At 62.1% G+C, this 14923-nt stretch carries 14 protein-coding genes; 9 read left to right on the top strand and 5 right to left on the bottom strand.

Translation table 11 applies throughout. The annotated features are described in order from the left end of the window. Positions 1–15 precede the first annotated feature (15 nt). Together tsaA and V6K60_RS07495 are read right to left on the bottom strand one after the other, a co-directional pair. Positions 16–822 (bottom strand): tRNA (N6-threonylcarbamoyladenosine(37)-N6)-methyltransferase TrmO, encoded by an 807-nt coding sequence (gene tsaA, locus V6K60_RS07500; RefSeq protein WP_332449897.1) that lies wholly within the window; start codon positions 820–822, stop codon positions 16–18. Positions 823–885: 63 nt separating this feature from the next. Beyond that, positions 886–1527: an FmdE family protein gene (locus V6K60_RS07495; RefSeq protein WP_332449896.1), complete on the bottom strand. Its 642-nt coding sequence runs from the start codon at positions 1525–1527 to the stop codon at positions 886–888. Between the two features lie 314 nt (positions 1528–1841). On the opposite strand from V6K60_RS07495, the gene fdhF reads away from it, so the two are divergent. From fdhF to V6K60_RS07475, 4 genes are all read left to right on the top strand, one after another. Continuing rightward, positions 1842–3911 carry a formate dehydrogenase subunit alpha gene (gene fdhF / locus V6K60_RS07490; RefSeq protein ID WP_332449895.1) on the top strand — a complete coding sequence of 690 codons (2070 nt, stop codon included), beginning with the start codon at positions 1842–1844 and terminating at the stop codon, positions 3909–3911. Then, a complete protein-coding gene (locus V6K60_RS07485; protein ID WP_332449894.1) occupies positions 3912–5150 on the top strand; it encodes a Coenzyme F420 hydrogenase/dehydrogenase, beta subunit C-terminal domain in 1239 nt (412 codons plus the stop codon). 278 nt (positions 5151–5428) lie between these two features. Continuing rightward, a complete protein-coding gene (locus tag V6K60_RS07480) occupies positions 5429–5893 on the top strand; it encodes a VOC family protein (RefSeq protein WP_332449893.1) in 465 nt (154 codons plus the stop codon). Positions 5894–5921: 28 nt separating this feature from the next. Beyond that, positions 5922–6662: a formate dehydrogenase accessory sulfurtransferase FdhD gene (locus V6K60_RS07475; RefSeq protein ID WP_332449892.1), complete on the top strand. Its 741-nt coding sequence runs from the start codon at positions 5922–5924 to the stop codon at positions 6660–6662. Between the two features lie 368 nt (positions 6663–7030). Here the strand turns inward: V6K60_RS07475 and V6K60_RS07470 are convergent, their stop codons facing one another. After that, positions 7031–9673: an aminotransferase class V-fold PLP-dependent enzyme gene (locus tag V6K60_RS07470; protein ID WP_332449891.1), complete on the bottom strand. Its 2643-nt coding sequence runs from the start codon at positions 9671–9673 to the stop codon at positions 7031–7033. Positions 9674–9742: 69 nt separating this feature from the next. After that, the gene (locus tag V6K60_RS07465; protein ID WP_332449890.1) at positions 9743–10291 is read right to left on the bottom strand and encodes a hypothetical protein; all 549 of its coding nucleotides are present in this window, start codon (positions 10289–10291) and stop codon (positions 9743–9745) included. Between the two features lie 164 nt (positions 10292–10455). On the opposite strand from V6K60_RS07465, the gene V6K60_RS07460 reads away from it, so the two are divergent. The 3 genes from V6K60_RS07460 (at position 10456) to V6K60_RS07450 (ending at position 12778) form a co-directional block, all read left to right on the top strand. Then, a complete protein-coding gene (locus V6K60_RS07460) occupies positions 10456–10764 on the top strand; it encodes a DUF1894 domain-containing protein (RefSeq protein ID WP_332449889.1) in 309 nt (102 codons plus the stop codon). Positions 10765–10958: 194 nt separating this feature from the next. Continuing rightward, positions 10959–11588, top strand: a complete 630-nt coding sequence (locus V6K60_RS07455; RefSeq protein WP_332449888.1) for a DUF47 domain-containing protein — start codon at positions 10959–10961, stop codon at positions 11586–11588. Between the two features lie 5 nt (positions 11589–11593). Continuing rightward, complete coding sequence (locus tag V6K60_RS07450; protein ID WP_332449946.1) at positions 11594–12778, top strand: inorganic phosphate transporter; 1185 nt, start codon at positions 11594–11596, stop codon at positions 12776–12778. A gap of 196 nt (positions 12779–12974) precedes the next feature. On the opposite strand, the gene V6K60_RS07445 is transcribed toward V6K60_RS07450, so the two are convergent. After that, entirely contained in the window at positions 12975–13481 is a 507-nt protein-coding gene (locus V6K60_RS07445) for a hypothetical protein (protein WP_332449887.1), read from the bottom strand. A gap of 180 nt (positions 13482–13661) precedes the next feature. Between V6K60_RS07445 and V6K60_RS07440 the strand changes: the two genes are divergently transcribed. Further along, positions 13662–13904, top strand: a complete 243-nt coding sequence (locus V6K60_RS07440; protein WP_332449886.1) for a hypothetical protein — start codon at positions 13662–13664, stop codon at positions 13902–13904. Between the two features lie 147 nt (positions 13905–14051). Beyond that, on the top strand, positions 14052–14923 hold an 872-nt coding region (locus V6K60_RS07435), incomplete at its 3' end, for an ORC1-type DNA replication protein (RefSeq protein WP_332449885.1).

Below are 14923 nucleotides of genomic sequence, written 5' to 3'. Positions count from 1 at the left end.
GCTGGAGTCTGTCGATCATGGCGGGGGGCGGACCTCGCAGTCGAAGAGCGATCTCCCGGGGCATGCCAGGATCTCTCCGACGCTCGCGGGCATGTGCCGGAGATGGAAGATCGCCTCCCCTCCCGGGGAGGCAAAAGCGTAACAATCTCCCTCTGAAAAACGTAACCGGCAGTTTCCCGGGCGCGCACCGGTGATCCCGACGAGCGCATCGGCGATGCAGGGCTCAGTCCCGAGCGTGACCGAGACCCGCGGCACCGCAAGGTCGCTTGCAAGGATGCGCGTCGCCTCCTCCGCAAGCCGGACCGCGACCGCCACACCCGGACAGAGTTCGCCGTGGTAGTTCACGGCCTCGCGGATGAGGCCCTCCCGGTATTCGGCGGGCTCCATCTTCCGGATCTTCTCGGTCCGGTCGTGACCGGTCGCCGAGAAGACACAGTCCCATCCCGTCTGGTAGGGCTTGAGGTCGAGCACCGGCGTTCCGTCGATCAGGTCGACGTTCGCGAGTTCGAGGATCCGCCCCTCCCGCACGCCGCGCAGGCGAACCACCGAGACCGAGAGAGGGTTCGGCCGTACCGGAGAGCGGAGGGAGAAGACGCCCTTCTCCGGGAGGTCGCTCGAGACCTTCCGGGCCACCGCCTTCAGGACCCCCCGTTCCGCCTCGTGGAGCCAGCAGATCAGGATCAGGTGCGAATACTCCTTGATTCCGTCCAGTGCTGCTGCATACTCCGGGAAGACCTCTATCTCGGCGTCGACGCCCTGGACCGGCATATCGCTGCGGGAACGTATACGTGAGCGCACGAGCCCGGTTGGGAGAAGTTCCATGCGGTGCATTCTCTGTCGCTGAAGGTTAAGCCCTCCGCACGGGGAGGGGGAGATCCCTCGTTCTCAACACGCCGTCTTCTCGTAGTAGGACTGTGACCGGCAGTCCGCGCAGGCCCCGTTGACGAGCATGTTGTCGGGAACCAGCTCGCCGCAGATGGAACAGATTGCGGACCTCCAGGGCCATTTCTGGGGCACTTTTACTCGCACCCGTTCATACGAGAGCATATCGCGTCCCGCATCGATGATCTCGTCTATCAGCGCGATGCCCCGGGTTCTCGGGTCGAAGAGAGGGTCTTTCGTGTACCACAGGGCAAACGTCGGATATCGCCCGATCTTCTCACTGTCGACGAAGACCCGGATCCCGTCCACGTATGGGGATTCGGCAGGCCCGTTCATGGTGATGGCGAACTTCCCGATCGGGATGACCCGGAGACGGTGGTTGCCGGTTGTGCAGTGGGCGATCACCTGCAGGGGGTCGGGCAGACACTTCGTCGTCTCACAGACGGCGTAGATCTTCTCATCACCGGGTGAATTCAGGAGTTCCAGGGCATAGTCCACTATATAGACCCCGACCAGGAGCCCCGGGGCCGCATAGGTGTGAAAGTCGATACATCTCCGGAAATTATCGATCAATTCCAGGGTGGACCCTTTGGACTTGAGCCGGGCCTCGATGTCATCCCAGGTATGGTTCAGTCTCGGTTGCACAGAGGAGTATTTGATCACGATGAGTTGTAAATATTTTGGATCAATTAATAACATTTAATTAACTCTGAAGGAATAGATATTGCATACAATCGTTGGAGTGTCGTATAATTGCATGGGCCGCAACATTAGGGCAACTATTCCGTATGCGGCGGTTTGGAATTTATAAATATCAATTATACTCCCCCACATATCGGTTTTTGTTAACCAGATTAGTTTGAATTTATATACTATGAAGTAGAGTAAAACTACTGTGAACATGTCCACCTTTCGACATGTTTGGCAAGACGTTGAATGCAACCATCAGGAGAATATGAATGGCTGAAACCAATGGAAAATTACAGTACGTCCCCACGACCTGCCCCTACTGCGGTGTAGGGTGCGGGCTCAACCTCGTGGTGAACGACGGCAAACTCGTGGGGGTCGAACCCTACAAGAGGAGCCCGATCAACGAGGGCAAACTCTGCCCCAAGGGAGCAACCTGCTGGGAGTTCGTCCAGAGCCCCGACCGGCTGACGAAACCCCTCATCAAGAAGAACGGCGAGTTCGTCGAGGCTTCCTGGGACGAGGCTTATGATCTTATCGCCTCGAAGTTCACGGAGATCAGCGACAAGTACGGGCCGAACGCCCTCGGCTTCCAGGTCTCGTGCCGGACCCCGAACGAAGAGTGCTACATCATGCAGAAACTCGCGCGCGTCGCCTTCAAGACGAACAACATCGACAACTGCGCGCGTATCTGCCACGGGCCGTCCGTCGCCGGGCTCTCGCTCTCGTTCGGCTCCGGCGCCGCGACGAACCCCTTCGAGGACGTCAAGAACGCCGACGTCATCTTCATGATCGGCGCGAACAGCGTCGAGGCGCACCCGCTCGCAGCCCGCCGGGTCCTCCAGGCGAAGAAGGCCGGCAAGAAGGTCATCGTCTGCGACCCGCGCTACACCCCCACGGCGCGTCTGGCCGACGAGTACGTCCGCTACAACCCCTCGACGAACATCGCCCTGATCAACTCGATCATGTACTGGATCATCAAGGAGAACCTCCATGATGCGGAGTTCATCGAGAAGAGGACGAGCGGGTTCGACGAACTGAAGAAGACCGTGGAGAACTACGCCGAGGTCGAGTCGATCACCGGCGTGCCGACCGAGCGGGTCAAGGAGATCGCCCGGATCTACGCCAACGCAGATAACGCGGTGATCATTTACTGCCTCGGCATCACGGAACTCACCACCGGCACGGACAACGTCCGGTCGCTCGGAAACCTCGCGATGCTCACGGGCAACGTCGGGAGACCCGGTGTCGGTGTCAACCCGCTCCGTGGCCAGAACAACGTCCAGGGCGCCTGCGACATGGGTGCCTACCCGAACGTCTTCTCCGGCTACCAGAAGTGCGAGGACGACGCCACAAGGAAGCGGATGGAGGAACTCTGGGGCGTCACCGGGCTTGCCAGCAACTACGGCGTGACCCTGACCGAACAGATCACCCAGTGCGGCGACCCGATCAAGGCGATGTACATCTTCGCGTTAAACCCGGTCGTCTCCTACCCCGACTCGAACCATGTCATGCGGTCGCTTGAGAAACTCGACTTCCTGGTCGTGCAGGACATCTTCATGACCGAGACGGCGAAATACGCCGACGTCATCCTGCCCGGCGCATCCTTTGCAGAGAAGGACGGGACGTTCACCAGCGGCGAGCGGCGGGTCAACCGGATCCGTAAGGCCGTCGATACCCCCGGAGACGCGAAGGAAGACTGGCAGATCTTCGTCGACCTCGCCCACAAACTCAATCTCAACGGCTTTGACTTCAACTCGCCGGAGGATATCTGGGACGACATGCGGCGGGTCACCCCGTCGATGGCCGGCATCTCCTACGCAAGGATGGAGAAGCCCGAGTCCGTCCACTGGCCCTGCCCGACCCTGGAGCACCCCGGAACCCCCATCCTGCACCGCGAGAAGTTCTCGTCGGCCGATGGTCTCGGACACTTCTTCGGCATCGAACACCGGCCGCCCGCGGAGGTCGCCGACGAAGAGTATCCGTTCACCCTGATGACCGGACGTCTGATCTTCCACTACCACACCCGGACCCAGACCGGCCGGGCAAAGATCCTCCACCAGGAGGTGCCGGAAGCCTACGTGCAGATCAACAACGAGGATGCAGCACGGCTGAACATCCTGAACGGGGAGAAGATCCGGCTCCGCGGCAGGCGCGGGCAGGCGGACGCCCTTGCCAGGGTGACCGACGAAGTCGCGCCCGGCGTGCTGATGATGACGATGCACTTCGGCGGGAAGGGGTCTGTGAACCAGCTGACGAACACCGCGCTCGACCCGCTCTCCAAGATGCCGGAGTTGAAGCACAGTGCTGTTGCCGTCGAGAAGATCACGGGGGTGCAGTAAATGGCAGCAAAGGGAGATATGGTATACGCCTGGACGACGAACGCCGACATCGCCAAGGTGGCGGAGTGCGGCGGTGCGGTGACCGGGCTCCTTAAGTACGCCCTGGAAAACGAGATCGTCGACGCCGTGCTGGCGGTCAAGAAGGGCGTGGACCTCTACGATGCGGTCCCCACGATCATCACCGACCCCGCCGAGCTCGGACAGACGGCAGGCTCGCTCCACTGCGGGACGCTCCTGCTCTCGAAGTTGATCAAGAAGTACCTGGACGGTGCCGGGGACATGCGTCTCGGGGTGACGGTGAAGGGTTGCGACGCGATGGGCATCTACGAACTCGCGAAGCGCAACCAGGTCAACCTGGACAACCTCCTCCTGATCGGCGTCAACTGCGGTGGGTCCGTGAGCCCCGTGGCTGCCCGGAAGATGATCGCCGAGAAGTTCGGGGTCGACCCGAACGACGTCGTCAAGGAAGAGATCGACAAGGGCCAGTTCATCATCGTCACGAAGGACGGCCAGCACAAGGGCATCTCGATGGACGAACTCGAGGAGGCGGGCTTCGGCCGCCGTTCCAACTGCCGCCGGTGCAAGATGAAGGTCCCCCGCCAGGCGGACCTCGCCTGCGGGAACTGGGGCGTCATCGGAGAAAAAGCCGGGAAGGCCACCTTCGTCGAGGTCTGCTCCGAGAAGGGGGCAAACCTCCTCAACGCGGCTGTCAAGGCCGGGGCCCTCGCCACCGAGCCCGCAAACCCGAAGGGTATCGAGATCCGCGGCAAGGTCGAGAACTCGATGCTGAAACTCGGCGACAAGTGGCGGGCACGCTACTTCGAGGGACTCGGGGAAGGGAAGGAGCGCCTCCAGACGATGATGGAGGACTCGTCCCGGTGCACCAAGTGCTACGCCTGCATCGAGAACTGCCCGATCTGCTACTGTGTCGAGTGCAGCACGAAGAAGCCCTACCTGGTCCCGCCGGGCGTGCTCCCTGTGCCGTTCATGTTCCACCTGATCCGCTACGCTCACGTGTCGGACTCCTGTGTCAACTGCGGCCAGTGCGAGGAGAACTGCCCGATGGAGATCGCGAACTCGCTCTACATGCACGCCCTCCAGACGGACATGGAGAAGATGTTCGGCCACACCCCGGGTGTGGATATGGAGCTCCCGGTCCTTGCGCTCGTTGAGGAGCAGGCGGAACGCCAGCGGCTCTTCGAGACAGGCAGCGACCAGATCTACGACGTCTTTAAGTAACTTGAACACTTAAGAACGGGCCCGGCCGGCTTCGGCCGGGCCTGTCGTCGAACGTTGAACAACTGACTTGAGTTCCAGAAAAGACCTCGATGTGCCCGTGCCGGGGCGCAGAAGGGTCGGGTAACGCCCGAGGATGCGGGAGGGTCTCCCGCTCCATCGAGCGGCCAGGAAAACCTCTCTTCTGCCCGGATGGAGCGGTTCTGATTTTCCACACGACGGAACCGGCGATCGGAAGACTGAACTCCTGTGATCTCCTACGAAAAGGTAAGGAGAGCAGGATGAAGTTTATATGCCCGCTTATCGTCGTTCGCGACGTAGGGGTGTCCAGAGCCTTCTACGAGGGGGTGCTCGGCCAGAGTGTCGGCCATGACCTCGGTGAGAACGTGGCGTTCGAGGGCGGTTTTGCGATTCACCTCCGGTCGCACTTTGCAAGTCTCATCTGCGTCGATGAAGGTGATATCACCGTGCGATCGAAGAACGCCGAGCTCTACTTCGAAGAGGACGATCTCGACGCATTCCTCGAACGGCTGAACCATACCGGCTCCATTGAGTATGTCCACGGTCTGGTAGAGCAGCCCTGGGGGCAGCGGGCCGTCCGGCTCTACGACCCGGATGGACACATCGTCGAGGTCGGCGAGCCCATGGAGAACGTTGCCAGAAGGTTCCTCGCGAGCGGGCTCTCGATAGAAGAGACGGCACGGCGCACCTTGATGCCCGAGGAGTTCGTCAGGCAGTGTATATGAGACGGCGCACCGGACGAAGTGAGGAGTCATGTTCAAGAAAATTACCTGTATCTGCATCGGCGGCGGCCCCGCCGGAGAGGTCGCCCGGGAGACCGCGCGAGAAGCACCGGTGGCGATCTTCGTCAACGGCCGGCACCTGACGACGGTGATCCTGAGCCCGACCGGACTTCAAGACTTCGTCACCGGCTACCTCTACACCGAAGAGATCATCAGGGACACCGGCGAGCTTGAGTCGGTCAGAATCGAGGAGAACCGGATAAGCGTCCTCACGACGAACATCTTCAAGCGGGTCAGCGTGAAGAAGACCATCCTCTCGGGGTGCGGGGGTGCCGTCTCCTATATCGACACGCAGAAACTGCCCGCGATAGACTCCGATCTTTCGGTTACCGTCCCGGATCTCGTAAAAGCCGTCGCCGCGCTCACCGCCCCCGAACCGCTCGACGCGGTCGCTCTTGTTCTAGAAGGCCGCATCGCCGCCCGCTCCGAGGACATCGACCGGCACAACGCCCTTGACCGGGTGATCGGGCGGGGGCTCCGTGACGGTCTCGACTTCGCCCGGACGATTGCGGTCAGCACCGGCCTCGTCACCTCCGAGATGGTCCGGAAGTGCCTCGTCGCAAACATCCCGGTGCTGGTCTCCACCGGACCCCCGACCGCTCTTGCCGTGAAGATCGCGGAGGAGACCGGCCTTGCCATCGTCGGGTCCGCGGGAACCCCGGAGATGGCGGTGTATACGCATCCGGGGAGGATAGAAGGGGTAGGGAGGTAGGGGCCCTCCCCCGCACCTGACAGTGGTCGAACTCCTGTCCTGCGGAGCGTCGTTCCCCTATGGCAATATCCCATGGCCCAACTTTATGAAGATCCGAAAAGAACCGTGCACGGCTTTCCGCCGGTTATCGCCACGCACTGCCCCCGCCCCTGGTGTGGGGTGCGACGGGCCGTAGGGCCGGAGCATGAGCACCGCAGGTGCGTCTGAGGAGCGCGAAGCGCGGGCGGGGTGGGGCATACCCCTACGCCTTCAGTCTCCTCGAACTCGTGTGCTGCGGGGCAGTCGTTCCCGACAGAACGCCGCGAGTCGCACCTGCCGAAACTTGACGCCGCCGAGATCCGGGCAGGGCCAGAGGATTGAGAAACCCCTCACCGGCCCCGGCTGATCTCTTCGACGGCCGCAACCAGGAGATCGATCTCCTGCTCCGTCGTGAACGCCGCCATGCTCGCCCGGACCGTCCCTTCCGGGAGGTTCAGGTGCTCCATGAGCGGCTGGCAGCAGTGGTGCCCCGACCGCACCTGGATATCCGCTTCTTCGTCGAGCATCTGCGCGGCCTCCTGCGGGTGGACGCCGTCGATCGTGAACGAGACGACCCCAATCCGGGCACCCGGGCTCGGGGCGGCATAGACCGTGACCCCGTCTATCGCAGAGAGCCCCGCGATGAGCCGGGCAGTCAGGCGTTCTTCGTGCCGGTGGATCTTCTCCATCCCGATCGCCGAGAGGTAGTCCACGGCGACGCCGAGCGCGATCCCGCCGCCGACGTTCGGCGTGCCGGCCTCGTAGCGCTGGTAACCCTCCGCGGGGACGTAGCCGTCGGCGGTCACGCTCGTGACCATGCCGCCGCCGAGAGCCGGCGACTCAAGGAGCAGGTCCCGCATCCAGAGAACCCCGGTTCCCATCGGCCCGAACATCTTGTGCCCCGCGAAACAGAGGAAGTCGCAGCCGAGTTCCGCGACGTTCACCGGCATGTGCGGCAGCGACTGAGCGGCGTCCACAAGGAGGAGCGCGCCGTGCTCACGGCAGAGCCGGGAGATCTCCGCAACAGGTGTCGTCACGCCGAGGACGTTCGAGGCGTGGGTGACGGCGACGAGCCGGGCGCCACCGCCGGCAAGGGTCTCTTTTAGTGCGGCAAGGTCGAGCGCGTAGTCGGCATCGATCCCGATCACGTCGAGCGCGACACCCTGCTTTGCGAGCGCCCTCCAGGGGAGGAGGTTTGAGTGGTGCTCGAGGATGGTGGTCACCACGCGGTCGCCCGGCTTCCAGGAGAGGCCCTGCGCGACCATGTTGATTGCATCCGTGGCATTCTTCGTGAAGACCGTGACCCCCGCCTCCCCGCCGATGAACCGGGCCACCTTCTCGTGGGCGTGCCAGTAGCGCTGCGTCGCGATCCGGGTCAGGCGGTGAACGCCCCGCCCGACATTGGCCCGGTAACGGTGCTCGAACTCGACGACCGACTCCACCACCGGCTCCGGCGAGAAACTCGTCGCCGCGTTGTCCAGGTATATGATATCGCCGAGGATCGGGAAGTCCTTCCGGATATCCTCCGGGGCGAACTCTTTTTCTGCCGGCGGTGCCGGCTCACGGGTTGTTCCGACTGTCTTCATACGTGTCACCTGGGCCGCTCTCGTTACCGGGGCCTCTTTCAGGGTGAAGTCCTCGTTCACGGCGATGCCCCGCTCCCGGCAGACCTCGCGCATCTTCGGGGGCAGCGCCCGCCACCGCCAGAGTCCCCACCGGTGGTAGGCATCCGGCAACCCATTCTTCTCCGCCCACCGGATAAGGAATTCGTCCCAGCGATCCGTCAGGTCCGGATGCATCTCCCGGAGCCCCTCGTACTCGCTCTCGAGCGCCGCCGGGCAGAGGTAGCAGCCTATCCGCTCAAGACCCTTCTCGTAGAGCGGGTTCATGGGGACCTCCTGCCACCAGAGGTAGAGGAAGACCTCGAGCGCCCGCCAGTTCCGGATCGGCGAGACGTTCAGTTGCATGGGGTTTGCCGGGTTCTGGCTCGTCTCGTCGAGGTCGGCACGGTTCCAGGACTCGTACCAGCGGTTCCCCTGGATGGTGACGCAGGGGCCGGTATCGGCGAGGTAGATCTTTAAGGGGTGGAGTTTCAGGAGTTTGCAGCACCAGCGGTGGTCTTTCCCCGGCGGGCCTGCCTTCTCGACCGCCTGGAAGAAGTCGCCGCCCTTCCGGATGATCTCGACGCCCTGCGACGCCACGAACTCCACCGTCTCGGGGAGTTCGATCCCGGTGTCGATGAAGAACGCCTTCTCCACCCCCGCCTTGCGGGCGAGGTGGAGGACGGCGGTGCTGTCCTTGCCGCCGGAGAACGAGACGTTCGCGCATGGCCGGTCGTTCATGTGCTTCTTGATAGTGCGGATGGCGTTCCTCTCAAGGTTCTTCAAGTGGTAGCGGTTCCTCTCGATCACCACGTCCCAGTCCGGGTCGGGCCGGGTGCGGGGCGCAACAGAGACGAGTTCCTTCACCCGGACCTGTCCGTCCTTGACGACGCCGGTGCCGAACCGGTTCTTGTAGGCGACGATGACTGTCCCGTCGGGCACGCCGGTCGCCAGGGCGAACCGTTTCCCGCCGACGCGGCCCTTATGCGCACGCACAGCGGGCTCGGCCTCGAGATCGATGATGCCTCTCGTTGCATACGGGAGGATGTACGGAAGTGCCTCGGGGGCGATATCTAGGCTGAACTTCCGGGTGACCGGGTCGAACGAGAGCCAACCGAACCGGTCGCCGTGGACGATCACCAGGTCAGCCCGGTCGGCGCCGCCGGTCTTGTTCAGGAGCACGACGTGGGGCAGGGGTACGTCGCCGAACCGTTCGGAGAGAAGGCGCCGTATGAGGGCCATATCCGCTGCGAGGGCCGGGCGGACGTCGTGCGGCTGCAGGAGTTCTATCTCCCGGACCCTCGTCTTGCAGGAGCAGGTGCGCCCGATGAGGGGGACGTTGCACTGGTCGCACCAGTAGAGAACTTTTTTTACTGCCGGTTCGCGGATCACGTAAAGAATAGTTGTTTTCTGCAGACATTAAGGGAACCGGTGGGGGGCGCCGGGGTGTAGCGTCCCCCTTCACGGCCGCCGCACGAGCAGGCCGAGACCGGCACCGAGGGCGACCAGCAGGACCACGGCGACCTGGAGAAAGGCGGTGTCGGTAGACCCCGCCGGCCGGGTACCGGAGAAGTCCCGGCCCGGTTCGGTGACGTTGACCGGGGCGCGGGCTTCGGCGCCGGAGACCGGGTCGGTGGCGACGAGCAGGAGTCTCCCCTCCGGCAACTCCGAGGCAGCTACTGTCCCGCGGAAATGCCGCGTATTGTCATCGGCGGCCGCACGATCGTCTCCCGGGATCGTGTAGCCTGCAACGGGCGATCCGGCGCTGTAGAACAGCACGTCGACGCTTCCCGGGGGGTGGTAGAAACTCGCGTCCCGGCTCCAGGTGACAGAGATAGCAAGGTCTTCGTTCCCGGAGAGGGTGTCGTTTGATACCGAGAGCGTGAGAGACGGAAGCAGCGGGGGCGTTGCACCCGAGACGGAGCAGGGCATGATGAAGAAGGCAAAGAAAGCCACCAGGAGGAAGAGACGAGCCCGGGGCGAGCGGGCCGGCATTCCATACGGCTTCATACCGGAGTATCTGCCCGGTATGGGATAACTATTCCTCTTCCCGACAGAAGGGCGGTCGATATTGGGAGCAACGCGGCACGATGCCCGGTGATGGGGCGGCCTCGAAGGCGGCAGCCCGGGGAACCAGCGCAAGGTTTATTCGTTTGAATACGAATCATCTATAGATGGCCTCGCGCTGCGTGAACAACCTGGGTGGACAGGTGCTTCTCATGGATGTGACACCTGATCAGGTGAACGACTACGTGCGAAAGCACAGTAAAGAGTACTACGAGATGCCGCCGGAATTCGTCTTCAAGGACATCCGAATGCTCTTGAAGAAGCCCATGCTCGTCGGCCTCCAGATCCGGAAGAAGAGGATTCTGCTGCCGTTTACGAAGCCCTGCCCCGGTTACGGGACGATGCTCCTTGAGATCGCGGCAAAGGACGCGGACATCGAGTTCATCCGCGACAACCTCGTGAAAGTCTCGGAGTGAGGGGCGGTGCGGGAACGGCTCCGCACCGTTCTCTGGTACCACGTCGGACGGGCCGCTCCCGACCGCCGGTCGATGCGCTCACCAGGAGGCATTGCGCGGCCTCCTCCTCCTTTTCGCCGTATCCAGCCACCCTTCCCGGATAGCATGACCGATCGATATATAGCCCCTGACGGGAGAAACTTATAGCGATCATCGTGGGCATTAAGGAGTGGGTAGTCCCCCAGGATAAGGCTTTTTTTGACCTCTTTGATGAGATGGCGAAAACAGTCGTTTCCGCAGCCGATCTTCTCGTTGAGTTCGTTGAGAACTTCGAGAACGTGAAAGAGCAGTGTCACCGGATGAAACAGATCGAGCACCAGGGAGATGACATTACACACCAGATCTACGAGCAGCTGAACCGGACATTCATCACGCCGCTTGAACCTGAAGAGATCTCCCGTCTCGCATCGGCGCTGGATGACATCCTCGACTACATCGACGGCACCGCACAGCAGATGTACGGTTACGGCATCACCGAGACCGACGACTCGATGATCCAGCTGGCAAAACTGATCCAGCTCAGCGTCATCGAGATCGAGAAGGCCGTCACCGGCATACGGTCGATCAAGGACCCGGGCCTTATCGAAGAGCGGTGCATCGAAGTGAACCGCCTGGAGAATATTGCAGACAACGTCCTCGGCCATGCCATCATGGACCTCTTCAAGACGAAGGATGCGGTCACCATCATCAAGCTCAAGGACATCTACGAAAACCTTGAGATGGCGACCGATAAGTGTGAAGACGTTGCAAACGTCTTGAGCGACATAGCCATCAGACACACCTGATGGCCATGGATCCGATCATCATCCTCGGCATCCTTCTCGCGCTACTTTTTAATTTTGCAAACGGTTTGAACGATGCCGCAAACTCGATCGCCACCATCATCGCGACCAAAGCCTTAACCCCCCTGCAGGCGGTCCTCCTCGCCGGAGTCTTCAACCTCCTCGGCCCCCTGCTCTTCACCACAGCAATTGCAGCAACCATCGGGCGGGGGATCGTCGACGCCGGCATTCTCACGCCGACACTGATCCTGGTGGCCCTGATCGGTGCGGTCCTCTGGGTCCTCGTGACGTCGCTCCTCGGGATCCCGGTATCGAGCAGCCACGCTCTGATCGGGGGGCTCCTCGGCACCGGTCTTGCTGCTGCCGGGACAGGAGCGGTGCTCTGGCCGTCGCTTGATACAGTCGAGCAGGTTCTCTTCTATGGGTTCATCGGCGCAGCCCTCGGTGCGGTCATCACGGGTGCATTTGCGTACCATAAGGGTGAGTTCAAGCCGTGGAACCTCCTCGTCGGGGGAATCATCGGGGTGACGCTGACCATCCCGCTCGCCATTATAATGGGACTTTTGGAGGTCAGCGGCATCCTCGGGGTCATTCTTTTCATCGTCATCTCCCCCACGCTCGGGTTCATAGTCGCGTTTATCTTCGCCATCGTTGTCGCTTACACCTTCCGCAACTATGCTCCGCGGCGCTTATCTAGCATCTTTAAGAACCTCCAGATCTTCTCGGGATCGCTCCAGGCGATCGGTCACGGCGGCAACGACGCCCAGAACGCGATGGGGATCATCACCGCCATGCTCCTTGCCGGCGGGCTGATCACCGAGTTTGCTGTCCCGCTCTGGGTGATACTGGCCTCTTCGCTTGCAATGTCCATCGGCACGCTTCTCGGGGGTTGGCGGGTCGTCGACAAGATGGCCAACCGGATCACCAAGATCCGGCCCTACCAGGGGTTTGCCGCATCGACCTCCGCCGGGGGCGTCCTGTCGCTGATGAACATCTTTGGTGTCCCGGTCTCGACGACCCATGCGACGACCGGCGCGATCATGGGCGTCGGCGCAACCCGCGGTTACTCGGCGGTCAAGTGGGGCGTGGTCCGCGAGATCGTCGCCGCGTGGATCCTGACCATCCCGGCGGCGGCGATCGTGGCCGGGCTCTGCTATCTCGCCGGCCAGGCGGTGTTTGGTGGGGGCGTTTGAGGGAGGCGCCCGCGTTCCCCATACCCGTGGGGACGAACCGGTACTTCCCTTTGCTCCAATTGTCATAGGAGAGCACATCATGCGAATGATGCTTTAACGTTCAATGAGCGGTTATCTGAAGGTATCGGGGAGAATAGCCTCTCTGTCTTCTAAGATATCTTCCTCAGCCTCTGGAAGGAGAGAGGGGTTCCCCCTCTCAGTCCAGCGCGGGGACGTCGTCGGCCCAGGTATCGACCTTGCCTTTGATGGCGTCGTCCTGGTAGGACGAGACCCGGACGGTCTTCCGGGTGAAGGTGACGTAGTAGTCGTCACCGGACGGGTCGTGGCACTTGAGCTGACAGTAGTAGCTCTCGCCGCCGAAGTCGCGTTCGGCGTAGCCGCCCATCGCGGCCGCGAGGGTCGCGTTCGCGAGAGCCTCCGCGGCGTTCGCCTCGAACGCGGCGATCGAGGGGGACTGCAGGGAGACGGTCCCGACCCTTTTCCCCTCGCCGTCGAGGAAGTTCACCTTCGCGGTGTAGTGCTCGCGGTTCCGGACGACCGGGGCGATGGTCTCGCCGGCTTTGGTCGTATACCCGACGCACCCGAAGGGGTTGTCGGCGATGACGCTCTCGACGAGGGTGTTAAACGACGTTACGGTGGCGATCGGGACGGCGAGGTCCCGGACCGCCGATTTGTTCACGGTCTTCTGCACGAAGTCTGCCATGGTTGGTTCTCCATGTCTGTATGCTCCCGGGAATATGACAGACAACTATAGGGTCAGCGGGGGAGGAGATTAGCCTGACTTTACCGGGGACGCTGAATTTGACTCCGATTCTCGAATATAATCCTTACGGTCAGCCTTTTTGTCATCGACTCCTTATCATTCTCCGGGAGGGTTACCAGGATGACCAATGAGAAGACTACCCGGGAGCTCGTCTACGAGACGAACCGGGATGTGAAGTGGATCTGCCGGATGTTGCGGCAGATGGAGGCGCAGGACGAGGATTTTGAGAGCCGGATCCGGGCGCTGGAGGGCTGGCGGGCGGAGAAGGCGGGAGAAGAGAGGAGGGTATCGACGGTCAGTGCCGGGGCCGGCGGGGTCGTCGGCGGGGTGGTCGCGGTGATTGTGCGGGTGCTCGGCGGGTGATCGGCCACATTGAACTCTCGCAAACAATGCCTCTATCGGACCCAGCAACGGCGATATGAGCGCAAAAGTCATCCTGGCATAATCCCTTTTTCACTTTCACCATGCGCACGGCTCCCGCTTAAATAGCCGCCCCCCGACGATCCTTGCATGAGAAAACGACTCCTCATGGCCGACCAGACCCTCTTCCGGAGCATCGATGTCTTCGAGATCGACTACGTTCCCGAGTTCTTCAACTACCGCGAGAGCCAGCTCAACGACCTTGCCTACCAGGTCCGCCCCGCACTCGAAGGCGGGCGGGCTCTCTCCGCCATCTGCAGGGGGCTGCCCGGAACCGGGAAGACAACCAGCGTCCTCCGGATCTTTGCCGAACTCGAGCAGACCACAAAGAAGATCGTGCCGGTCTACGTGAACTGCCAGAACGACCGGACGAAGTACATGGTCTTCTCCCGGATCTACGCAGCGGTCTTCGGCCATGCTCCGGCGCGGACCGGGATATCGATCAAGTCGGTGATGGACGCGATCGGCGGCGCCCTGCAGCGGCGAGAGATAAGCCTGATCGTCTGCCTGGACGACGCGAACCTGCTCCACTACAACAACACCCTCGGCGATGTCGTCAACTCCCTGCTCCGGCTGCACCAGGACTACCCCCGCGCCCGGGCAGCGGTCTTTGCGACGGTGAGCGACATGGACATAGACCTCGCGAGTGACCTGAGCAGGTGGGTCATCTCGCCGTTCCGCCCCTCCGATATCTACTTCCCGCCCTACGACGCCGGGGAGATCCGGGGCATCCTCCAGGACCGGATCCGGGTCGGGCTCTATCCTGGCGTGTTCTCTGTGCCGATGCTCGACCGTATCGTCGAGCAGACGATGGCGTCGGGCGACGTGCGGGTGGGGCTTGACCTGATGAAGCGGGCGGTGCTGAACGCGGAGTGCGCCGCCCGCACCGAGGTCGTCGAGGAGGATATCACGAGGGCCTACGAGCAGGCAAAGCACGTCCACCTCGCCTGCACCATCCGGGC

It is taken from the genome of Methanoculleus sp., from assembly GCF_036677455.1.
Taxonomy (GTDB): Archaea; Halobacteriota; Methanomicrobia; order Methanomicrobiales; family Methanoculleaceae; genus Methanoculleus.
Note: the sequence above shows the minus strand (reverse complement) of the source record. Positions and strands in the feature narration are given on the sequence as shown.